Annotated in this window: 12 protein-coding genes; 2 read left to right on the forward strand and 10 right to left on the reverse strand. The window is 48.6% G+C overall.

Going from position 1 to position 23634, the window contains the following annotated elements; all coding sequences use genetic code 11:
* Nucleotides 1–13: 13 nt before the first annotated feature.
* From ACYVGR_RS13520 to ACYVGR_RS13545, 6 genes are all read right to left on the reverse strand, one after another.
* Nucleotides 14–2665, reverse strand: a complete 2652-nt coding sequence (locus ACYVGR_RS13520; protein WP_460957424.1) for an ABC transporter permease — start codon at nt 2663–2665, stop codon at nt 14–16.
* Between the two features lie 107 nt (nt 2666–2772).
* Entirely contained in the window at nt 2773–5397 is a 2625-nt protein-coding gene (locus tag ACYVGR_RS13525) for an ABC transporter permease (protein ID WP_460957426.1), read from the reverse strand.
* Nucleotides 5398–5470: 73 nt separating this feature from the next.
* A complete protein-coding gene (locus tag ACYVGR_RS13530; RefSeq protein WP_460957428.1) occupies nt 5471–8068 on the reverse strand; it encodes an ABC transporter permease in 2598 nt (865 codons plus the stop codon).
* A gap of 80 nt (nt 8069–8148) precedes the next feature.
* Complete coding sequence (locus tag ACYVGR_RS13535) at nt 8149–10773, reverse strand: ABC transporter permease (protein ID WP_460957430.1); 2625 nt, start codon at nt 10771–10773, stop codon at nt 8149–8151.
* 111 nt (nt 10774–10884) lie between these two features.
* Complete coding sequence (locus tag ACYVGR_RS13540; protein ID WP_460957432.1) at nt 10885–11211, reverse strand: PadR family transcriptional regulator; 327 nt, start codon at nt 11209–11211, stop codon at nt 10885–10887.
* Between the two features lie 151 nt (nt 11212–11362).
* Complete coding sequence (locus ACYVGR_RS13545; RefSeq protein WP_460957434.1) at nt 11363–11764, reverse strand: winged helix-turn-helix transcriptional regulator; 402 nt, start codon at nt 11762–11764, stop codon at nt 11363–11365.
* A 155-nt stretch (nt 11765–11919) separates the two neighbouring features.
* Between ACYVGR_RS13545 and ACYVGR_RS13550 the strand changes: the two genes are divergently transcribed.
* Together ACYVGR_RS13550 and ACYVGR_RS13555 are read left to right on the forward strand one after the other, a co-directional pair.
* Nucleotides 11920–12276 (forward strand): DoxX family protein, encoded by a 357-nt coding sequence (locus tag ACYVGR_RS13550; protein ID WP_460957436.1) that lies wholly within the window; start codon nt 11920–11922, stop codon nt 12274–12276.
* A gap of 91 nt (nt 12277–12367) precedes the next feature.
* On the forward strand, nt 12368–12829 hold the full coding sequence (locus ACYVGR_RS13555) for a hypothetical protein (protein ID WP_460957438.1): 462 nt from the start codon (nt 12368–12370) through the stop codon (nt 12827–12829).
* 68 nt (nt 12830–12897) lie between these two features.
* Here ACYVGR_RS13555 and ACYVGR_RS13560 read toward each other — a convergent pair whose 3' ends face one another.
* The 4 genes from ACYVGR_RS13560 to ACYVGR_RS13575 all read right to left on the reverse strand — a co-directional run bounded on the left by ACYVGR_RS13560 (nt 12898) and on the right by ACYVGR_RS13575 (nt 23618).
* Nucleotides 12898–15525 (reverse strand): ABC transporter permease, encoded by a 2628-nt coding sequence (locus ACYVGR_RS13560; protein ID WP_460957440.1) that lies wholly within the window; start codon nt 15523–15525, stop codon nt 12898–12900.
* Nucleotides 15526–15595: 70 nt separating this feature from the next.
* Nucleotides 15596–18223 (reverse strand): permease prefix domain 2-containing transporter, encoded by a 2628-nt coding sequence (locus ACYVGR_RS13565; RefSeq protein ID WP_460957442.1) that lies wholly within the window; start codon nt 18221–18223, stop codon nt 15596–15598.
* Nucleotides 18224–18308: 85 nt separating this feature from the next.
* The gene (locus ACYVGR_RS13570) at nt 18309–20909 is read right to left on the reverse strand and encodes a permease prefix domain 2-containing transporter (RefSeq protein WP_460957444.1); all 2601 of its coding nucleotides are present in this window, start codon (nt 20907–20909) and stop codon (nt 18309–18311) included.
* A 48-nt stretch (nt 20910–20957) separates the two neighbouring features.
* Nucleotides 20958–23618 (reverse strand): permease prefix domain 2-containing transporter, encoded by a 2661-nt coding sequence (locus ACYVGR_RS13575; RefSeq protein WP_460957446.1) that lies wholly within the window; start codon nt 23616–23618, stop codon nt 20958–20960.
* Nucleotides 23619–23634: the final 16 nt, after the last annotated feature.

Genomic DNA, 23634 nt, shown 5'->3' on the forward strand with positions numbered 1-23634 from the left:
TGCTCCACGCTTCTTATTCAGATCGTAACGATTGTACGGGATTCATTAATGCCGCTTTGATGCTTTGGAAACTGACGGTTAATAAGGTAATCAGCAAGGCACCTGCGCCCGAAACGGCAAAGATCCACCAGGAGATGTCGGTATGGTAGTCGTATTTCTGGAGCCATTTACCCAAGAAGTAGTTAGCCATTGGGGCAGCGATACTCAAGGCGATCACGACCAGCACCACAAAGTCTTTTGACAACAGCCCCCATAGATTCAGCACCGATGCGCCGAGCACTTTGCGAACGCCGATCTCCTTCGCTCGTTGTTCGGCCACAAACGAAGCCAGACCAAAAAGACCTAAACAGCTAATCAAAATGGCGAGTATGGCAAAAAAGCCAGCCAGTTTGCCAATACGCTCTTCGGTAGCAAATTTTCGGGCATACTCATCATCAACAAACTTGTAGTCGAAGGGAGCGCTGGGGATGATTTTCCTGAAGGTAGTTTCGAGTGTTGCCAGCGCTTCATGGGAGGTAACACTCGGCTTTAATTTCACAAAAATGTATCCTTTATAGCCTTTCAGGAAAAAAATGGTTGGTTTTATCGGCTCAAACGGGGATCGCATCACCATGTCTTTGACAACCCCGATGATCTTAAACTTCTGGATGCCATCAAATTCGGTATCCCAGCTGATGGTTTCTCCTATGGGCAATCCGCCCGTTCCGGCGTACCGGTTGCGGTTTTTCAAGCCCATTTCTTTTACGGCCGCTTCATTCAGGACAAAACCGGCCGAATCGGTGGCAAACTCTTTTGAAAAGTCCCGACCTGCTACAAACTGCCAGCCGATTGTTTTACCATAGTCATGGCTAACGCTCAGGGTGCCAAAATTGGTCTGAAAACCAGGATCTCTTCCCGGCCAGTCAAAGCCACCATTCATGGCACTAATGTCTGTTACCCGACTCGACGATTCAGCCACGTCGGCGACTACGCCCGTTTTTAGGAACTCCGCTTTTAAAACGTCTGACTTCCCTTCAAAATCGGGCGTGCTTTTCCGAAATACCAGCAAGTTTTCGCGGGAATACCCAACAGGACGATCTTTGGCATATTGAATTTGCCGGTAAACAACGATTGTCCCGATGATGAGAATGGTGGAAACCGAAAATTGGACGACCACCAGCACTTTTCGGGGCATTGAAGCCAAGCGGCCTATTAAAATTGTCCCTTTTAAGACCCGGATGGGTTTGAAAGAAGATAAATACAGAGCCGGATAACTACCTGACAATAGGCCGGTTAAAACAATAACAACAATTGAAAACAGCCAGAAAAGCGGGTTACTCCACAAAATGGCGATTCGCTTGTCGGCCACGTTGTTAAACCAGGGCAATGCAAGCAGAACCAGTAGGATGGAAAGAATAAAAGCGAAGGTGACTGTTAATAGTGACTCAGCAAAAAACTGACTGATCAATTGACTGCGCATCGATCCGACGGCCTTCCGAATGCCTACTTCCCTGGCTCGTTTCTCGGAGCGGGCTGTATTCAAATTCATAAAATTGATGCAGGCCAGCAGTAGCACAAATCCGCCAATGATGCCATAAATCCAGACATATTTTAACTCCTCGCTGGTAGCAATGACGCCGTTGGCATACGTTGAATATAAATGCCAATTGCGCATAGGTTGGAGAAATAGAGCCGGTTTGCGTTCCGCATATTCTTTATCCACATGAGCCAGTTTCAGATCTTTAATTTTTGCCGAAATGGCGTCAAAACTTGCCTGAGGGGCAATTTGCGTGTAGATATGCAGGAAATTATTGTTCCAGTCATCCTTGTGGTCCCGAATGTAATCGTATGAAGACAGCATCAAATCCCAGGGAGCGATAAAGGCCACGTCTTTGAATTCCGAATTGTTAGGCAGATCCTGGTATACGCCCGTTACCTTTACGTTGATCTCATTATCCAGTCTCACCAGTTTATTCAGCGGATCTGCATCGCCAAAGAGCATTTTCGCCAACGTCTCGGATAAGAGAATGGAGTTCAGCTCTGTTAATCCATTTCTATTTCCATAGTTCATTTGCAGCGAAAGTAATTCTGGGGCTTCCGCCTGCATATAGCGCCCTTTTTGACTGAAAACTTTATCGCCGGAAGCAACGATGATGTTTTGCGTTTGGGTGGACATCACTACGCTCGTAAAATCATCTTTGAATTCGTTGCGTAGCATTGTCCCTAACGGAATCGGATTATTTTCTCGCGTACTCGTTTCTCCGCGAATGGTTTGATGTTGCATCACCCGCGCAATTCGCTCATAATTCTGGTGATAGTGATTGAACGAGTACTCATCGTATATCCACAGACCAGTCAGGATTGCGACCGCCATTCCCACGGCCAGCCCACCCATGTTGATGACCGAATACATCCGGTTTTTGGCCAGGTTTCTCAACGCGATTGTCAGATAGTTTCGTAGCATAGTTGATAATGTTGGGTTTGGATACTCATTCGTCTGCCGTTTTATGAATGAAGGGCGCAGTAAACTCACCACATCCCGTACATATCGCCACTGAGCTTCCCGCAAGCCTACCTCCCGGACACGCTGCTGGAACAGTTCGTCCAGGTCACCCTCTATCTCCTCCACCCGATGCGGGGCTAGGAACAGGTGCAGCAGGTAGGTGGCCAGGCGGGGCGGTTTCATAGTTAAGAGTGTAGAATAAAGAATAAGGAGTAGTCATTGGGTCAGATTCAGAAATTATTCTTCACCGCACGGGCGGCCCCGTCTACACTCTTCATTCTTCACTGATTTTATTCAGACCGAAGGGAGGCAACTGGGTTCAGTAGGGCGGCTTTGATGCTTTGAAAACTGATTGTCAGTAGGGCAATTCCGATAGACAACCCACCCGCCAGCGCGAAAACCCACCAGTCGATAGCAATCTTGTAAGCGAAGTCCTGTAGCCATCGGTTCATGGCATACCAGGCAATCGGCGTCGTGAGAACAATAGCGATCATGACTGGCTTCAAAAAGTCTTTGGCGAGCAGCGCGACAACACTGGCTGCCGATGCGCCCAATACTTTCCGAACGCCAATTTCTTTGGTCCGTTGTTCGGCTGCGAAGGTGGCGAGGCCGAACAAGCCTAAACAGGAAATAAAAATGGTAAGGATAGCGAAATAGTTGGCTAATTGGCTGACCATATGTTCGCTACGGTAGAGCTTGCTGAATTCCAGATCGGAGAATTGGTAGCTGAACGGGAAGTTAGGGTTTAACTCGTGGCTAACTTTTTCCAGACTAGCCAGGGCTTCTTTGGTTTTACCGGCTTCTGCCCGGATGATGACGGTGCCCCAAATACGTGTTTCATCCAGTCGCAAAATGATCGGCTCAATGGCCTGATGCATGGAGCTAAAGTGAAAATCCTTGAGCACGCCGATAATCTTGCCTTGCCGAGACCCCCAGGTTAATGGTTGATCAACGCCGGTTTTGTACCCTATTTTGGCCAATGCGGCTTCGTTGACTAAAAAGCCTACCGAGTCGGTGCCAAATGCTCGGGAGAAATCACGCCCTTCTACCATCGTCAGGCCCATCGTTTTTACGAAATCGTAGCCTACAGTTTCATCGGCAAACTTAACGGCCTGATTGGGGTCTTTTCCTGACCAGGTGAAATCGCCGGTATGGTGTTCGATCAGGGTAGGCGTACCTCGCATGCGCGAGATGGTCTGAATGCCGGGCATATTGCTCGCTTCTTCTTTAAACAGCGTGTATTTTCTGCCCAGCTCACCTTCCAACGGCATATAAATAAGGTTCTCGCGGTTAAAGCCGATGTTTTTGGTTTGAATGTAATCCACTTGCCGATACATGACAATCATACCTACAATCAGGAGAATAGACAAGCCAAACTGAAAGACAACCAGCGCTTTCCGGAAATTTGTTGCGCCAGGGCTGAACCGTAAACTGCCTTTCAAGACCTTGACCGGATTGAGTGCCGATAGAAAAAGGGCGGGATAGCTGCCCGACAAAAAGCCAGTCAGCAGTAATAGACTTAGCAGTGTAGCCCAGAATATCGGCTGGCTGAACGGCAGAAGTAATTGCTTACCCGTCAGATTGTTGAAAGCGGGCAGAGTCAAGGCGACTAGTCCAATGGCAAACAACATGGCAATGCTTGTGAGTAAAATGGCCTCGCCCACAAACTGCCCCATCAACGCTGAACGAGCGGCACCAATGGCTTTCCGAACGCCCACTTCTTTGGCGCGTTTGGCCGAACGTGCCGTGGCCAGGTTCATGAAATTGATGCAGGCAATGAGTAGAATGAAAATGGCTACAAAACTGAATAACCGTACATACTCAATACGCCCACCGTCAAGTTGCCCGTTTTTGAAGGTAGAGTGAAGGTATTTTTCGGGATAAGGTTGCAGTGCCAGCTCTTCAATGAATGCCTTATTTTTAGGTTTGTAGCGGTATGTAAATTCCTTGATTTTGGCTTCAACGTTGGCTGGATCGGCTGGTTCGCCGTTGGGGCTGGAACGTAACTGGATGTAAGTAAATGGATTGACATTCCCCCAATTGTTGACCCAGTCGTTGGTTTTCACAAAATCGGTCCAGGTTCGTAGAAAATCGAACTGTTGCGACGAATTAGCGGGGAGGTTTTCAAAAACGGCGGTTACAGTTAGGTTGTCATTGTTTTCGTAACGAATGACTTTCCCAATGGCTTTGGCGGGACTTCCGAAAAACTGATCGGCCATTTTTCGGGAGATGGCAATGCCGTTGGGCGCGTTCAACGCGGTTTCAGCAGATCCTTCCAGCAACGGGTAACTGAACATCTTGAAAAAATCAGCTCCGGCAAATGAGCCATCCATCTTGCCGATCTTGTTGCCTACTTGGAACGTAAACGGCTGATTCCATTCGAGGCCGCTGGCATATTGAATTTCCGGAATGGCACGTTTGAGCTCGTCCGCCAGCAATCCCTGAGTTTCATAAGCGGCCTCCGTTTTCCCGTCGAAATAGTTGCGTTCATAGACCTGATACAGGTTTTTGCCATTCGCATGGAATCCATCCACACTTCGTTCATCCTGAACCCATAGTAAAATCAACAGGCTACAGGTCATGCCCAGCGATAGCCCCGCTATGTTGATGCCCGAGAACCCTTTGCTACGCGCAATAGTCCGCCAGGCTATTTTAAAATAGTTTCGTATCATGGTCGTATTTGTTGGTTGAGGGTATGTCCAGGCTGGCAAAGTGTTCGGTTGTCGTTGCATCAAGGATGGCCGCATCAAGCTCGCTACATCCTTCACATAGCGCCAACGGGCTTTCCGGACGCCAAACTGCCTGACGCGTTGCTGGAACAGTTCATCTAAATCACCTTCCAACTCATCTGTCCGATGCGCAGGGATGAGTAAGTGCAGGAGGTAGGTAGCCAGGCGGGGCGGGGTAGTATTCATAGCGTGGAGCACGGAGCGGGGTGCAGGGATTGTGGAACTGGTATATACCCTGCCCCGTGCTCCCTGCTCCGCGCTATTCAGATCGTAAAGAGCGAACGGGATTCATTAACGCGGCTTTGATACTCTGAAAACTGACCGTCAGTAAGGTAACGACCAATGCGCCAGCGCCAGAAGCGGCAAAAATCCACCAGGATAGCTCTGTTCTGTACTGATAATTCTGGAGCCAGTTTGCCAGTACATAATAAGCAATTGGCGTAGCCAGACAGAAGGCGATAACAACCAGAATGACAAATTCTTTGGAGAGCAATTGCCAAACGGTGAATACAGACGCGCCCAGCACTTTTCGAATCCCAATCTCCTTCGTACGTTGTTCAGCTATGAACGATGCCAGCCCGAATAATCCCAGGCAACTAATCAGGATCGCCAGGATGGCAAAACCACCGGCCAACCCACCAATCCGTTCTTCGTTTCCGAATTTTCGTGCAAACTGATCATCGGCAAATTTGTAGTCGAAAGGGGAGTCTGGGCTGTACTGTTTAAATACCTGCTCTACTTTTGTCAGGGCTTCATGGGCCGATAGCTGCGGAGCTAAGCGAATGTTTATCGTGTTTACATTTCGGTAGTTGACAGCAAAAAAAGATGGATTGACGGGCTTAAACGGATCTTCTTTCACCATGTCTTTGATGACGCCAATTACGGTATACGCCTTACCGCTCTGTCGAACTGTTTCGCCGATTGGGTTTTTGAAGCCCATTAACTTTACGGCTGCTTCATTTAAAATCATCGCAGCACTGTCCGTTGTAAACTCTCGGGAGAAATCCCGCCCGGCTTTCACTTGCCAGCCAATTGTTTTGCCGTAATCGTGTGTGATGTAATTCGACATCACCAGTGGTTTGCTATCGGCCTTTTTACCTTTCCATGAAATATCGGTTGTGCCACCAGACTGAGAGGTGATCGAACCTGATGCTTCTGCCATACCCACCACGGCTCCTGTATTGAGCAGATCATTCCGCAGAGTCGTATAATGCCTGGCCAGCTCAGGTGCATTCATCCCGAGTTCAATCAACCCACTTCGACTATAACCTATCGGACGATCTTTGGCGTGTTCGATCTGCCGGAATACGATAATGGTGCCAATAATGAGCATTACTGAAACCGTAAACTGAAATCCCACCAGCACCCGACGAGGAATGGTAGCTGAACGGCTGGTTCGCATGACGCCCTTCAACACTTTGATTGGCTGGAAGGAGGATAGGTAGAGGGCTGGGTAACTCCCCGCAATCAACGCCGTCAACAGACTGAACCCCAAACCAGCAAGCCAGAACAGCGGATTAGTCCATAAAATGCTTATTTTTTTGTCGGCAACCTGATTGAAAAACGGTAAAACAAGTTGTACGAACAAAACCGCCAGCACAAAAGCCAATAGAGCCATTAGTAGTGATTCGCTGAAAAACTGCCCAATCAATTGGCTCCGTAACGATCCGATTGCTTTCCGAATGCCGACTTCCTTGGCCCGTTTCTCGCTTCGGGCGGTACTCAGATTCATGAAATTGATGCAGGCCAGCAGCAGCACAATAATGCCAATAGCGCCAAAAAGCCAGACAAATGTGATGATTCCGCCCGTATTGACCCCGTTTTTAAAATCAGAATACAGATGCCATTTGCTCATCGAGTGTAGGAAAAATTCGGGTTTATAACCCGGCGGATTATCTCGTTTCATCCGAATGTCCTTGATTTTGGCTGATATCAGATCAAAATCGGCATCTGGTTTGAGTTGGGCGTAAATCTGGTACGAATTGGAATCCCATTGATCCTGATCGCGTTTAGCCCCTTCATCGTTAGCCGCAAAGAATTTCCAGGGAGCCAGAAAGGTCACGTCGTTGAAGGTGTTGTTGGTTGGAAAATCTTCGTAAACGCCCGTGACTTTCACCGTCTGCTTATTATCAAGTTTGATGAGCTTGTTGAGCGGATTTTCGGTTCCGAACATCGCCTTGGCGAGTGATTCAGACAGCAGGATCGAATTGACGTCATTATCACCGAACCGTGTACCTGCCACAACATTCAGCGACAGCATATCAATAAAATCTGGCTCGACATAATTACCGGTCTTCAATAGTTTTCGATCCCCGGATGCCAGAATAACATCGCGCGTTACCGATAGACCAACCGATTCGAAATCAGGGTATTTACTCCGCAGTTCCTGCGCCAGCGGAATCGGCAGTACATCGTAAGACGATTTCTCGACGTCGAACTTTACAAACTGCCAGAGCTTAGCCAGTCGATCATGGTTATTAAACTGCTTATTGAACGAAAGTTCATCATAAATCCAGAGGCCAATGAGCATGGCCACGGCCATGCCCGATGCCAGCCCAAAAATGTTAATAAATGAATAGACCCGGTTCTTGATCAGATTTCGGAAAGCGACTTTTAGATAATTACGTAGCATAGTAGTAAAAGCTGGGTTTGGGTATTCATTCGTCGATTGTCGTTTCAAGAGCGAAGGCCTCATTAGGCTTAACACGTCCTTCATGTACCGCCAGCGGGCTTTTTGCAAGCCCAATTGTTCGACGCGTTGCTGGAACAGCTCATCTAAGTCACCTTCCAACTCATCTACCCGATGGGGTGGGCAGAACCAGTGGAGTAGGCGAGTGGCTAGGCGGGGCGGTGTCATAGGCTTTTGGGCAGGGAGCAAGGGGCTCGGAGTAGGGTCAGTGAGATATTAGCCCTGCTCCGAGCTCCCTGCTCCACGCATTATTCAGATCGTAAAGAGCGAACGGGGTTCACCAACGCGGCTTTGATGGCCTGGAAACTAACGGTTAGCATGACAATTACGAGTGATGATACTAACGTCAGGACAAAGACACCAGCACCGATGGCGATGCGGTAGTTATAATCCTGAAGCCATTTATCCATCGCGTACCAGCCAATGGGAGCGCCAATAACAAAGGCAATAACGAGTAGTTGTATGAAGTCTTTGGTTAACAGGCCGATGATACTAGGGACGCTGGCTCCCAATACTTTTCGTACGCCAATTTCTTTCGTACGCTGTTGCGCCGTATAAGCCGCTAAACCAAACAAGCCCAGACAAGAAATGAAGATCGTGAGCCCTGTAAACAAGCTGGTCAACAAGCTCGTCCGTTGTTCGTCGGCAAACTTGGCTTTATAGGACTCGTCGGCGAAGGTGTATTCGAACGGATAGCCAGGATTGTATTTCTTGAAGACGGCCTCCGCAAGCTCCAGGTTCTGAGCCGTTGTGTTCGCCGGATTTAATCGAATGCTTGTCCAGGATAATGGGACTGACCCTTTGGGGCCATGAACAAGAACCGGATTGATGGCTTCATAGGGCGAGGCAAAAATGAAATCCTTTACCACGCCAATTACCTGCCAGTTTCGATTATCGAACGAGACGGTTGCCCCAATTGGCGTTTTCAGGTGCATCGTTTTGACGGCGGTTTCGTTGAGTAAAACGGCGGACGAATCCGTTGGATATTGCCGGACATCAATTTCCCGACCTGCGATCAATTTCGTGCCGGTTGTTTTCAGAAAATTAGCATCAGCAGCAAACCGATCGAACTCAATATCCTTATCGGCTTTTGTGCTGCCGGGCCAGGAAAGACCCCACTGCCGGGACGAGATGGTTGTGATCGGGCCGAGGGATTTGCTCACGGCAACAGCCGCCCCACGCTGAATCAACTCCTGCTGCAAGGAACCATAGTGGTCGGGCAAGTCGCCGGATAGATACGAAAACAGAAGATTGTTACGATCATAACCACTTTCCCGATTTTGGGCGTAGTTGATCTGATGTTTGATAACCAATGTGGCGATAATCAGTACAATGGCGAACGTAAACTGGGCAATGACCAATCCTTTTCTCGGTGAGAATGCAGCATGTACCGACTGCGAAACGCCTTTCATAACCTTCACTGGCTGAAAATTGGCAAGAAAAAAGGCGGGATAGCTACCAGCCAGCAAACCCGTGAACAGAACGAACGCAAGAGCCGATGCCCAAAAACGAACCGATCCGAACGATAAGGATAACTGCTTGCCTGTTAGTTCATTGAAGGTTGGCATACACAGCACGATCAGGAGTAGGGCCAGGATACCTGAAAGAAACGTAAGCAGTATCGACTCGCTGATAAACTGAAAAATCAAGGCTGATTTCTGGGCGCCAGCTACTTTCCGAACACCAACTTCCTTGGCTCGTTTTTCGCTTCGGGCGGTGCTCAAATTAATGAAGTTGACAGCGGCTATCAGTAAGATAAATGCCGCAATGATTCCGAATAGCCGAACAGTAACAATCTTTCCTTCAGTGAGTTGCCCGTTTTCCTGTTTGGCATACAGATGCCATTTGTTGGCTGGGTGAAGGAAAATCTGCCTGTTTGCTACATCTTCGACCACTCCTTTAAGATGATTTGCGGTCAGGCGCTTGATCTTCTCATTGACAAGGTCTGAATTGGCTTTATCTTTCAGCAGGACAAATGTGTAATTGTTATTCGATACCCATCCGTCCGAATCCCAACTTGGCGTTACAAACGCAGTCCAGGGCAGGAGAAAGGATACATCATTAAATTGAGTATTCGTTGGTAAATCATCCAGAATACCCGTCACCGAAAAGCTATCCTTATGATCGAGCTGGACGATTTTTCCTAACGCATCGGTTGTGCCAAACAGCTTGTCGGCCAACGCTTTTGTAATAACGATGCCATTGTTTCCCGAAAGAACTTTTTCGCGATTGCCAGCTAGTAAGGAAAAGTCGAACAGGTTCAGAAAGGAAGGGTCAGCATACGCACCTTCCGTATTTAGTTTTTTATCGCCCGCCGTTAGCAGAAAACCGGTGGGGCGGAAGCGAACAGCGTCTTCAACATCTGGGTAATTCTGTTTTAGAGCAGGCGCCAACGGCTTTGGCGTGGTGCCCCAAACCTGCGCATTGCCATTGAATATATCCCGATTATAGACTTGAAAAAGCCGATCTGTTTTGGTGTAAAATCGATCGTAGGTCAACTCACTTTGTATCCATAGGAAAATTAGGGCCGATGCTGCCATCCCGACAGCCAGCCCAGCGATGTTAAGCGATGCATAGCCTTTGGCCCTCATCAGGTTCCGCCAGGCGATTTTGACATAATTGCTAATCATAGTTGGGGTCAGAAAAAAAGGTTGAGGGTATTCATTAGTCAGTTGTTGTTTTAGTAAGGAGGGTTGCATCAGGCTGGGCCGCATCAGGCTTACGACGTCTCGAACGTAACGCCATCGAGCTTGCCGCAAACCAAATAGCTCGACCCGTTGCTGGAACAACTCGTCTAAATCGTCCTCCAGCTCGTCGGCCCGATGAGGGGCGAAAAGCCAGCGGATCAGGTATTTAGCCCAGCGAGGTTTCATAATGTACAATGCGTAATGGATAATGAAGGAGACAGAATGTATTATAGACGAATTGGTCGTTGTGGGTCATTATTCATTGTACATTATCTCCATTATTCATTTTTAAATCCATCACATCCAGATCGTGTTTGGAATCGATTCCCACATCTGATTGCGCACCTGCCGAATTTCTTCCAATGCCCGACGACCAGCCGCCGTAACCGAGTAAAGCCGCTTTCGACGGCCACCTCGTTCGGCAGTCATGCCGCCTAGTTCTGATGTCACCAGCCCTTTTTCGCCGAGTCGGTTTAGCGCCGAGTGGACCGCTCCCAGATTGACTGAGCGATTCATTTGTTGCTCAATTTCGGTGACAACGGTTGCGCCATAGGCATCTCCCGACCGAATAGCCACCGCCAGCAGTACGACCTCTTCAAATTCGCCTAAGTACGTCCCTTTCATCAGCGTTTATTAGATGTGTATATGTATAACAAATGCTTGGCCAGAAACGAAAAAGTGCCATTCCGGCTAGAAATGACACTTTTTCGTTTTTTAGAACAACTTAATTTGTCCAGAAACGGACAGTTTTTGTACGTATCTGGACAGGTAACAGCTAAAATTCGACTTTATCTTTACCCAGAATTCGCGCCCGATGCTGAATGCCCCAAAGACGCAAAGCCTCGATAATACTATCTAACGAATGACTGTACTCGGTCAATTCATATTCGACGGTGACAGGGGTTGTGGCATACACACGCCTAACGGCGAACTCATTAAGTTCTAGCTCTTTAAGTTCTTTACTGAGGACTTTAGCCGTAATGCCCGTAACCAGACGCTGCAGCTCCCGAAAGCGCCGGGGACCTTCGTTCAGGGCAATAATAATGGGCAACTTCCATTTTCCGTTCAATACATACAGCGCGTCCTGTACTGCCTGTAAACTCTGATTGCAGGCAGCCGCCGAATGCTCTCGACGGTCGGTCGTTGCCGGCATAACTTCTTCAACGAGTGTATTCATACATTAAAGGTACTATGCAGAACTTAATTGACCATGTGGTATCCCAAACGATAGCGGTATCCTTTGGGATACTGATAACAAATAGATAGTGGGTTTCAGTAGGTTTGTACCATCAATACGTGGTCAGCGCAGGCCATTGTAAAACCGTACAAATCATGAATCCTAAAGTAATGCGTATATTGACCATCGTGATGACTGTTCTGGCAGCCGGGATGGCTATACTGAGTGGCGTGATGAAACTAACTAAATCACCCCAGGTAATGGAAGGCCTGAACAAAGTGGGCGTGGGCGACCATGTTATCCAGTTGGGCCTGATGGAAATTGGCTTTGCTGCCCTCTTTCTGTATCCCAAAACAATGAAAATCGGCTTTATTCTGTTGACCTGCTATTTTGCGGGAGCCATCGCTACTGAACTGTCTCATGGCACGCCGTTTAACGCGGTTATGCCGCTCGTGTTGATCTGGATTGCGGCCTTCCTCCGCGATAAAACGATTTTTTTACCCGCAGCCTAGAGACAAGGCATGCCTTGTCTCTACATACCCCATCCGTCTCTGTGATCAATAAATGGTATATTTCGGCACGCATTGTTCACCTGCCTATACCATGAAAACCGTCGATAAACGAATCAGGGCTGGATTGTTATTGTTCTGGGCGCTTTACTTCTCCATTGTATTCACCAGCAATAGCGCTGATGCACTTGGAGCTCTATCGTTGCTATCACCTAACTGGCACTTTGTTTCGGGGAATTTCGGGTTAATTCAGCGAGTGGTGGCCATGTATGAGCCGCCAACCTGGCTAGCTGGTTTTCTGTTTGCGGGTGTTATTTTCTGGGAAGCCATCGGAGCGATTCTTTTCTGGAAAGCGTTTCGAATTACGCTGCAACTGAATCAAAAACTGAACGTTACTATGCATGCGGCATTCGGCATCACGATTGGCTTGTGGGCCTCGTTCATTCTGGCCGACGAAATCTTTCTGACCTACTTATTCGGCGGTTTATCGTCAACTCACTTTAACCTTCTCCTGGCCGAACTGGGGACTTTTATTCTGATTCGGTTGCTGGATTGATGGCAGGGTGCAGGGAGCCCAGAGTAGGGATAATGCCGTTGAAAACCCTGCTCCGGGCTCCCTGCTATCTACTCACTCCGCAAACTCTTTACCGGGTTCATCAAAGCCGCTTTGATGCTTTGGAAGCTAACCGTTAGTAAAGCAATGACCAAGGCTAAAGCGCCTGTTAAGGCAAATACCCACCATTCGATGTTGATGCGGTATTTGTAAGCTTGCAGGAACTTGTCCATCGTATACCAGGCAACGGGCGATGCAACCAGAAAGGCGATGAATACTAGGAGTAGGAAGTCCCGGGAAAGCAACGAGACAATGTTGGGGACGGTGGCACCAAGTACCTTACGCACGCCAATTTCCTTGATCCGCTGTTCGGCCATGAAGGACGACAAACCGAATAGGCCCAGGCACGAAATAAAGATGGCCAGGATGGCGAAAATGCTTGCCAGTTTACCAATGCGTTCTTCGGCCGCGAATTTTTTCGTGTATTCCTGATCGGCAAAGCGGTACTCGAAGGGAGCTGCCGGATTCAGTCGTTTGAAAACAGTTTCTAGCTTAGCCAGCGCATCCCGAACGCTTACGGTAGGTTTTAGCTTGATATGAATAATATTGAAGCTTCGCTCTTTTGAATCGATCATAAAAACCGTGGGTATAACCGATTCGAAAGGCGAAGTCATGACCATATCCTTCACAACGCCAAGAACTTTCCAGTTTTTACCGTGCCATTTGATGATCTCGCCGACTGGATTCTTTAGGCCAGTTTGTTTAACGGCGGCCTCATTCAGAAGAAACGTCGCGGTGTCGCTCGTGAACTGCCGAGAAAATTCCCGGCCTTCTTTAATTTTCCAGCCAATTACTTTACCAAAATCGGGAGTGACCAGGATAGTGCCGAACGAGGCTGCCCGGTTCGGGTCTTTGCCGCGCCATTCCAGATTATTGGCCGACGACCAGATGCCTGTGATCGGGCTTGATGACTCACCCATGTCGGCAACAACACCCGTTTCGAACAACTCATTCCGAACCACATCATAGTTCCCCTGTATTTCGGGCGTGTTCATGACAATGTTAAGCAACCCTTCCCGGCTGTAGCCAATGGGGCGATTTTTGGCGAACTGAATCTGCCGGAAAACAATGATCGTTCCGATAATCAGCGTGACCGAAACCGTGAACTGAACAACCACCAGCACTTTGCGGGGCATGCTGGCCAAACGGCCAATGTTAAAGGTGCCTTTGAGTACTTTAATCGGCTGAAACGAAGACAGGTACAAAGCTGGATAGCTTCCTGCTATAACGCCTGTGAACAAGCTAAACCCAATGCTGAAGAGCCAGAAACGAGTATCTGTCCATAGCATGACCAGTTGCTTATCGCCCACTTCGTTGAAATAGGGGAGGATAAGCCAGACCAAGGCCAACGATAGGCCAAAGGCCAGCGCTACAACCAAGAATGATTCACTAAAAAACTGGCCGATCAATTGGCCTCTCAATGAGCCAATTGCTTTGCGGATGCCCACTTCTTTTGCCCGCTTCTGCGAACGGGCCGTACTCAGATTCATAAAATTGATGCAGGCCAGCAACAAGACAAATATCCCAATCAGGCTAAAAAGCCAGACGAATTGAATCCGCCCACCCGTGTTAACCCCATTCTCCCAGGTTGAATACAGATGCCACCGATTCATGGGATGCAGAAAAAGAGCCGACTGAGTTTTATCCTCTGTGTTCTGACGAAAGACCTCTTTGATTTTCTGCGAAACCTCTTCAAAACGACTTGCTGGATTGAGTTGCACAAAAATGTCGAACGAGCTACTCCGCCAATTATTTTTGTCTTCTTTGTTCTCGAAGAGTAAATCGATTGGGGCAATGAACGTTACGTCTTTAAACGCCGAGTTATGCGGTAAATCTTCATAAATACCGGTTACCTGCACGGTATATTTATTGCCAATTTTAACCGCTTTCTGAAGAGGGTCAACATCGCCAAAGAGCGCCCTGGCGACCGATTCGGACAGTAAAACGGAGCCTGGGTTTTTTAAGCTCGACCGCGATCCTTTGATCATCTTTAGCGTCAGTAGATCGGGTAGTTCCGATTCGGCATAGTTTCCTATCTTCGTAAATTTCTTGTCCTTGTAGGCAATGATCTGCTCGAAACTTGCCGTAGAGGCTACCACGTACTTAAAGTCGTTCGGGTATTTGCTTCGAATCTCCTCACTTAAGGGCATGGGTAACGCCGTAAAGGTTTGAATGCCACCTTCCAGCGTCTCGTTCTCTAGTATTTGTGCAATTCGATCATGATTCTGGTGGTAGGCGTTAAACGATAGTTCATCGTAAACCCATAAGCCAATAAGCATGGCAACCGTCATGCCAACGGATAGGCCAGCAATGTTGATGGCCGAATAACTCTTGTTGCGAACAAGGTTCCGCCAGGCGACTTTCACATAGTTTCGGATCATAATCGGGTTCATTAGATTGGTTGTTGAATACGGTTTTTCTTGTCGTTTTATAGCGAATGGCCATCCAGCCGAACGTCGGCCCGGCCGGAGTTTCATGAACCCCAACACATCCCACCAGTAGCGCCAACGCGCCCGGCGCAGACCAATGCGCTGAACCTGATACGCAAATTCCTCATGCAAATCGCCCTGTACTTCCTCCAGCCGATCAGCAGATAGAAAAAAGCGGAGAAATTGGTCGGCTAGTTTGGGCGGGGTCATGATTTATTAGTTGGTTTTGTTGGTTGTAGAGACAGGGCATGCCCTGTCTCTACGGCGAAGGCGAACGGTCTTATTCAGAACGCAGTGATTTTACCGGGTTAATCAACGCGGTTCTAATGCTTTGGAAGCTGATGGTTAAAACGGCGACGGCAACGGTCAATAGCGCAGTCAGGGCAAATATCCACCACTCAATGGCTATCGGATAGGCGAAGCTCTGTAACCACTGCTTCATGGCCCACCAGGCTAGTGGTGAGGCAATAACAGTTGCAATCAGTACCAGTCGGAGGAAGTCTGTCGATAGCAATACGATGATGCCCGACACCGTAGCTCCTAGTACTTTCCGAATGCCGACTTCTTTGGTGCGCACTTGAGCGGCATAGGCCGATAACCCAAATAGTCCCAGACATGAAATGAACAGGGCAAAGACCGCAAACACATTTAGAACATTGCCAACTCGTTGTTCTGAATCGTACAGCCGAGCTATTTTCTCGTCCAGAAATGTATAGATGAACAGGCTGTTAGGGGCAAGACGCGCCAGCGACGATTTTGCGAGTTCTAAAGTCTCAGCCAGTTTATTGCCTTTGATCTTTAGCAGAAAATAGTTTGCCTGCCCCGGATGCTGGACAATCACTAGGGGTTCTACTGTCGTATGCAACGATGCAAAATTGAAGTCTTTGACAATACCTACGATCTCGCCGGTGTCTCCCAGGGCTACGGCTTTCTGTCCGATAGGCGAATCCAGTTTAAGGGCTTTAGCCGCTGCTTCGTTCAGAATAAATGGGAAGTGCGAATTGGCAACTGTTTTGACGAAATTTCGCCCCGCTTTCAGCTCAACCTGCAAGACCGGAAGCGTATGTTCGTCGGCCCACATGAATCGCAGTTGACTGGCATCATCGGATTTACCCAATGGCGTAAACATGTCGGTGCCGAATCGGTCACCGGGTAAGGTTGAGATGCGCGCTACGTTTGTAATGGCTGAGTTCTTCTGAAATTCCTGCTGAATCGTGTTGGCTTTGTCCCACATTTCCTGTCCATACAGTTTTACCGCTATCACCTGATCCTGATCGAATCCAAGGTCTTTATTCTGAAAGAACTTCATTTGCCGGTACACCACAATGGTACTGAAGATCATGAATACCGACACACTAAACTGAAAGACAATCAGACCTTTGCGGACGAGCGTAACTGATGAAGCCTGACTCTTCTTTCCTTTCAATGAGGTGACAGGATCGAAATTGGAGATGAACCAGGCGGGGTAAAAGCCGGCCACCACGCTAATGAGTGCCGTTAAGAGAATCATCAGCAATACATTCGAGGCCGTAAACAACTGCCCGAAGCGGAGGTTTTTGGCCGCCAGCTCATTGTAAAAGGGAATGGCCAGCCGGAATAAAACAAACGCAACCGAAGCAGCTACCAGCGTCAGAATAAATGACTCGCCAAGAAACTGCCTCACCAACTGCTCTTTGCGGGCACCCAGCACTTTTCGTACGCCCACCTCTTTCATGCGATTAAATGCCTGGGCGGTAGCCATGTTGATGAAATTCACCGACGCGATTAACAGGATAAACAGAGCAGCAATCGAAAACACGTAGACATAGGTGATATCGCTATTCGGCCCCATTTCCTTTTCCAGCTTTGAGTGCAGATGAATATCAGTAATGGGTTGAATGGGCGTTCGTCGAGTTGCCAGGATTTCCTTTCTGGTTTCCCCTTGAACCGCGTAGAATTTTACCATGAATTCTGGAATCCGCGCTTCTACATCCGAACTTGAGGCACTGCTGTTCAGTAAGATATAGTTATAGAAGCCTGCCCAGTCTCTTCGTTCCAGGCTACTTTTATCCGCATATCGATAATAGGTGGACATAGAAATGAGGTAATCGAATTGCAGGTGCGTTGGAAATGGAAAACTTTTGATCACACCCGTTACGGTTAACGGACGCTTGTCCAGATCGTCCTGAATTCGTTTGCCTATGGGGTCTTCATTGCCAAAGTATTTCGTTGCCATTGCTTCGGTGAGCACAATGGCATCAATCTGTTTGAGGGCCGTTCGCGGATCACCTTTAACGAACGGAAGGTCGAACACATCAACTACGGTCGAATCGGCAAAATACCCGCTTTTCTCTTCGAACTGCTTCGTTGTCCCACCCGGCGGTACATAACTGAACACCCGATCAGGGTAAGGACGATGAAATCGGGCTACGGTTTGAATAGAGGGAATTTCTTTCTGCATTTCTACGCCCAGAATTGGAGACGTAGCCGCCCACTGCCTGGTTTTCTCGCCAATATTCTCCGACGTAACCCGGAAAATACGGTCTGCTTTTGAAAATCCTTTGTCGTAGTTTAATTCTTCCCGCACGTGCAAAATCATGAGCAAGCCGCAGGCCAACCCTAAGGCAAGTCCGGTAATCGTAAGTGTGCTGTTTAATTTGTATCGGAGCACGTTCCGCCAGGCGATAGTGAAATAGTTGCTTAGCATAATCGTTGTTGTTGGGTTTGGGTACTCTCCTGACTTTGTCCTGATCGCAAATGGCCTAATAAACCCCAGCACATCTTGCCAGTAACGCCACCGCGCTCGTCGCTCGCCAATCCGCTCGACCTGATAAGCGAACTCCTCATGCAAATCCCCCTGCACTTCTTCCAATCGATCATCAGACAGGAACAAGCGGAGGAATTGATCGGCGAGTTTGGGTGGGTTCATAGGTGTTGGGCATTAAGCAGGGAGCGAGGTGCACGGAGCGGGGTAAGCAGTTCCTACCCTGCACCTTGCTCCATGCTCCGCGCATTTATTCAGACCGTAACGATTTCACTGGATTCGTCAGCGCAGCTTTGATGCTCTGGAAACTCACTGTCAGTAAGGCGATGCCTGTGGTCAGACCACCGGCCAGGGCAAAAATCCACCAGCTAATGTCCACCTTGTAAGCGAAATCTTCGAGCCATTTGCTCATCGCCCACCACGCAATAGGCGACGCGATCACGATGGCGATCAGAATGAGCTTTACGAAATCTTTTGAAAGCAGTGTGACAATGCTGGTAACCGACGCACCCAGCACCTTGCGGACGCCAATTTCTTTTGTTCGGGCTTCGACCGAAAAAGTCATTAATCCCAATAATCCCAGACAGGCAACCAATAAAGTCAGGGCTGTGAAACCATTAAATAACCGCATCAGACGTTCTTCCTTGGCATACAGGTTGTTATACGCGTCGTCCAGAAAATAGCAGTCGAACGGCGTGGTTGGCTGGCTCTGGTTATATAGTTCCTTGAGATGGTCAAGTGCCTGTGTTACGTCGGTGTGTGGGTTTAATCGAACCAGTAAATAGCCACCATTGGCCAGTACGGAACGGTTGGTATCACTGACAACTGTTAACATCATCGGTGAACCAGTTTCGTGTAAATTAATATGGAAATCGGCCACAACTCCGTCGGTCGACATGTTTTTGAAGGGCGCTGGCTGTTGAATCGGATTGCCTTGTATACCAGCTTCTCTCATAACCGTTTGATTGTAAACGGTTAGGTCTTTCGTTATTGAACCCATCTCCCAGCCCACCGGACGGTATTTCCAGCGAACTCCCATCATGTCGAAAAACGATTTGTCAACGATTAAGGAGTTGACCATAAGCTGTTTCTTAGTTTTTTCCGTTTTTAAAAAATAAGTCATGATCTGTGGCGAAAATAATTTCGTATTGCTCACAGCTACATTTCTACTTCCGGCCCATTGCCTTACTGCATCGCGTAAACCTGCGAACTGCGGCACCATCTCGCTGTCGATATGAAGCGCTACGACCTGCGCCCGGTTGATACCCAGATTTGTGGTTCGTAGAAATCGCATTTGGGTATACAGTACCAAACTGCAAATCAGCAGCCCAACTGAAGCCGTAAACTGAATCGTTGTAAATACCTGGCGAACACCCGCGCCACTATGCCGCCAATTTGTTGATCCTTTAAGCACAGTGGCAGGCCGAAAGCCAGACAGCAATAGTGCTGGATAACCACTCGATAGTAGCGAACAGCCCAGCCATAACGCGATCATCAGTCCCCAATAAGGCCCCTGAGTTAACACGCGATTGTCCATATGCAGGGCGAGCGCCTGATTTGCCCAGGGAAAAAGTGCCTGGAGCATGATCAGCGATAAGCCAAAGGCCAGCGTGGTTGTAAGAAAAGACTCGATAACGAACTGGGCAATCAATTCACTGCGCTGACCGCCGATTGCCTTTCGAATGCCCACTTCGCGCGCTCGTTTGGTAGCGCGGGCTGTGGTCAAACTCACGTAGTTAATAATGGCTAATACGAGAATAATCAGGGCAATCGTCAGCAGGATGTATAAGGACTGACGGGTGTCTTTAGGCGTATTTCGACTATCCAGGTGCAGTGTTGGCAGCGCTTCGAGGAAGTATTTTGCCGACATATCGACAAAGCCGATTCCAGCTTTCACTTTGGCCAGCTTCTTTTCCACCATAGGCACACGTGCTTCGGGACGTAGAACCAGGTATGTACTCAGAAATCCACCTCCCTTATACATACCCTGTTGCTGAGCGCCAAGCGTAGGCATTGAGCTTAATGAGATTAATCCATTAAACTGGATGACCGAATTTGTGGGCAAGTCATCAAGAACGGCCGAAACAGTGAGCGGGAAATGTTTTTCGTATATCAGCGTTTTACCGACAGAATTTTGAGTGCCAAAATACTTCTCGGACAACTGGCGGGTCAATACAATTCGACCTGGTTCGCTTAGGGCGGTCTTCGCATTTCCCTGAAGCACAGGCAAACCTAAAACGGATAGTGTAGGCGCATCGGCAAAACCAATGTGTTCTTCACTAAACTGGTGGTTCTTGTCAGACTGAAGTATCGCATTGAACCCATCCGAAAAGCGAACGACTTCCTCTACCTCCGGAATTTGTTTCTTGACTGTACTGCCAAACGATTCATGCATCCCCGGAAAGGTAACTTCCTGATCACCGTATTTAGCTACCGACATAATCCGGTAGGTACGGTTGGCAAACGGCTCAAAACGATCGTAGTGAAACTCATGCCAGACGTAAAGCGCGATGAATGTACTGACTGCAAGGCCAACCGTTAGCCCAACGATGTTTAGGCCGCTAAACAGTTGGTTTTTCCATAGTTGGCGGAACGCAATAGAGAAATAGTTTCGGAGCATAGCGATTGGTATGAAATGGGTTGTTGTCAATTCTTCTCGTTTACGTCTGATGGCAAATGGTTTGATGAATCCGATCACATCCCACCAGTAGCGCCACTGCGCCCGCCGTTCGCCAACCCGTTTGACTTGATAATCAAACTCCTCGTGCAAATCGCCCTGCACCTCCTCCAGTCGGTGGGGAGCGCAGAAGAAGCGGAGCAGGTAGTCAGCTAAGCGGGGCGGTTTAGTCATAGAAATTGTAGCGCTTGGTATGAGGACAAATCCGTTCCACGCCCTTTACTATTCACTTCGCAATGATTTCACGGGATTAACTAAAGCGGCTTTGAGACTCTGGAAACTGATGGTAAACAGGGCAATGGCTACGGACAACAGGCCCGCACCGGCAAACATCCACCAGGCGATGTCAATCCTGTAGGCGAAATCCTGAAGCCACTGATTCATGACCCACCAGGCGATTGGCGCAGCAATCACAATAGCCACCAACACCAGTTTGAGAAAGTCTTTCGAGAGCAGCATGACGATACTGGTAACTGACGCGCCCAGCACTTTCCGGACACCGATTTCCTTCATGCGTTGCTGCGCCATGAACGTAGTCAACCCGAATAAACCTAGGCAGGCGATGAAGATGGACAAGGCCGTAAATAAGCTGAAGAGTTTACCAAAGAGCTGTTCGGATTGATAAAACCGGGCAAATTCCTCATCCACAATCTTATAGTCGAACGGCCATTCAGGGGCCAGGGTCTGCCACTTATCTTTCAGAAAATCCAGCGTGGCCGGTAAATTGGTCGGCTGAACCTGCAACACCAGATTGGAAAATACCGCTGGGAACATGTGCAGCACAACGGGCTCGATTTTCTGATGCAGCGATTTATAATTGAAATCTTTCACCACGCCAATGACGCGTCCCCGCTTGAGCGTATCGGTCGGATTACTGGGCACCCATTTATTCCATAACATTTCCTTCCCTAATGCCTGTTGTGGACTGCCGAAGCCAAACGTCTGTACAGCCGCTTCGTTTATAATAAATCCTTCGGCCAGGTCAGTGCCATAGTTACGGGAGAAGTTGCGCCCTGCCACCAGATGCATACCCATTGTAGGTATATAATCCTGGTCAACAATAAACATATTGGTCGAGATTCGTTCTGCCTTACCCGGCAGGTTAATCCCATCGCCCGCAAACATACCGCCGGGTATACCGTAGCAAGCCGTAGCTGCGCGTATGCTAGGGTTACGCAACACATCAGTCTTGAGTGCCTCGTATCCCTGGCGCATGGCGTCGGTACGCAGGGGTAGAACAATCGCCTGCTCATTGGCAAACCCTAGGTCCTTGTGCTGAATGTAGCGTAGCTGCGCAATTACCACTATCGTTCCAATAATGAGGGCGGTTGATGCCGTAAACTGGAGTACTACCAGTGTTTTCCGAAGCGATACCGCCCCCTGTTTCGGCAACTGGCCACGATTACCCGTCAGTACCTGCACAGGCCGGAACCTCGATAGAAAGAACGCCGGATAGACACCCGCCAGCCCGCCGACCACCACAACCGTCAACACCACCCCTGCCAGAAAAGTGGGCTGTAAAAACACCCGTAGGGAAAGCGTTTTATCCACCCAGTCCGTAAAGAAATGCAGCGATACTGCCGTTATCCCCAGGGCTATCAACATGGCCAGTATAGTCAGTAGCAGCGATTCACCCAGAAATTGGTTGATAAGCTGTCCGCGTTCAGCACCGATGGCTTTGCGCAACCCTACCTCCTTTGCCCTTGCTAGTGAGCGGGCTGTGGATAAATTCATGAAGTTGAAGCAGGCAATCAGTAACGCAAACACGGCGATAACTATCAGCGCATACACATACCGAATATTACCTTTCTGCGTGATGTCAAACTCCAGCTCCGATGAACGCAGGTGAATATCCGTGAGCGGTTGCAGTCGGCTTTGATACGTGATGCCGAGTTTATCCAGTTCAGGTTTCGCGTATCGGGTTAACAAACCGGGTAGTTTAGCCTGTAAGCGAGCGGGGTCATACCCACGAGGTAGCTTAATGTAGGTATAGAACTGCTGCCATACCCAATTCTCCAACCTACCCGGTGGAACTATGGACTTTAGCGTACTGAATGACCCCACAGCATTGATTTTCAGATGCGACTGTGTCGGCAGGTCTTTCATCACCCCTGTAACGCGGAAAATCATCGGCTCACCCCGAGTGATAAAGGTTAACTGTTGGTTAACTGGGTCCCGGTCACCGAAATACTTCTGCGCCATCGCCTGCGAGATGACCAGTGTGTTCGCACCCAGCAGTGCCTGCCTCGGATTGCCTTGCAAAAACTGAAAATCGAACAGGTCGAAAAAGGTAGAATCGGCCAGCAGAATGTCGCTTTCAAAGAATTTTTTGTCTCGGTACGTTATGAGCGATTTATTGGCCAGTGCATACAAACGGACCATCTGCTGTACTTCAGGGAAATTCGCTTTCAGCGCCGGGCCATAAGCGGGCGGGGTAACCGCAAACTGGTTCTGCTTACCTTCTGCCACTCGCTGATTGACAACCCGATAAATCTGGTCGGCGTTTGCCTGGAAACGGTCGTAGCTGAACTCATCCTGCACAAACAGATAGATAGTCAGGCAACAGGTTAGCCCAATCGATAAGCCAATTAAATTAATAGCCGAAAAACCCAGATGACGCAGCAGATTTCGCCAGGCAATTTTGAGGTAGTTCCGAATCATAGCTGTAGTTGTTGGTTTTGAATAAGCATATTGCCTGCGTTTAATCGCGAACGGTTTGATAAACCCCAGCACATCCCACCAGTATCGCCACCGTGCCCGGCGTTCGCCAATCCGCTCGATCTGATAAGCGAACTCCTCATGCAGATCGCCCTGCACTTCCTCCAGTCGGTGAGGAGCGCAGATGAAGCGGAGCAGGTAGTCAGCTAAGCGGGGCGGGGTCATAGGCGTTGGGCTTTAG

The organism is Spirosoma litoris (assembly GCF_054776755.1).

What these genes read in the sequence shown, in the direction of transcription:
- ACYVGR_RS13520 (WP_460957424.1), bottom strand. Translation starts at nt 2,665, where the DNA reads ATGAAACCGCCCCGCCTGGCCACCTACCTGCTGCACCTGTTCCTAGCC.
- ACYVGR_RS13535 (WP_460957430.1), bottom strand. Translation starts at nt 10,773, where the DNA reads ATGAAACCTCGCTGGGCTAAATACCTGATCCGCTGGCTTTTCGCCCCT.
- ACYVGR_RS13555 (WP_460957438.1), top strand. Translation starts at nt 12,368, where the DNA reads ATGAAAACCGTCGATAAACGAATCAGGGCTGGATTGTTATTGTTCTGG.
- ACYVGR_RS13575 (WP_460957446.1), bottom strand. Translation starts at nt 23,618, where the DNA reads ATGACCCCGCCCCGCTTAGCTGACTACCTGCTCCGCTTCATCTGCGCT.
- ACYVGR_RS13525 (WP_460957426.1), bottom strand. Translation starts at nt 5,397, where the DNA reads ATGAATACTACCCCGCCCCGCCTGGCTACCTACCTCCTGCACTTACTC.
- ACYVGR_RS13570 (WP_460957444.1), bottom strand. Translation starts at nt 20,909, where the DNA reads ATGACTAAACCGCCCCGCTTAGCTGACTACCTGCTCCGCTTCTTCTGC.
- ACYVGR_RS13540 (WP_460957432.1), bottom strand. Translation starts at nt 11,211, where the DNA reads ATGAAAGGGACGTACTTAGGCGAATTTGAAGAGGTCGTACTGCTGGCG.
- ACYVGR_RS13530 (WP_460957428.1), bottom strand. Translation starts at nt 8,068, where the DNA reads ATGACACCGCCCCGCCTAGCCACTCGCCTACTCCACTGGTTCTGCCCA.
- ACYVGR_RS13550 (WP_460957436.1), top strand. Translation starts at nt 11,920, where the DNA reads ATGAATCCTAAAGTAATGCGTATATTGACCATCGTGATGACTGTTCTG.
- ACYVGR_RS13560 (WP_460957440.1), bottom strand. Translation starts at nt 15,525, where the DNA reads ATGACCCCGCCCAAACTAGCCGACCAATTTCTCCGCTTTTTTCTATCT.
- ACYVGR_RS13565 (WP_460957442.1), bottom strand. Translation starts at nt 18,223, where the DNA reads ATGAACCCACCCAAACTCGCCGATCAATTCCTCCGCTTGTTCCTGTCT.
- ACYVGR_RS13545 (WP_460957434.1), bottom strand. Translation starts at nt 11,764, where the DNA reads ATGAATACACTCGTTGAAGAAGTTATGCCGGCAACGACCGACCGTCGA.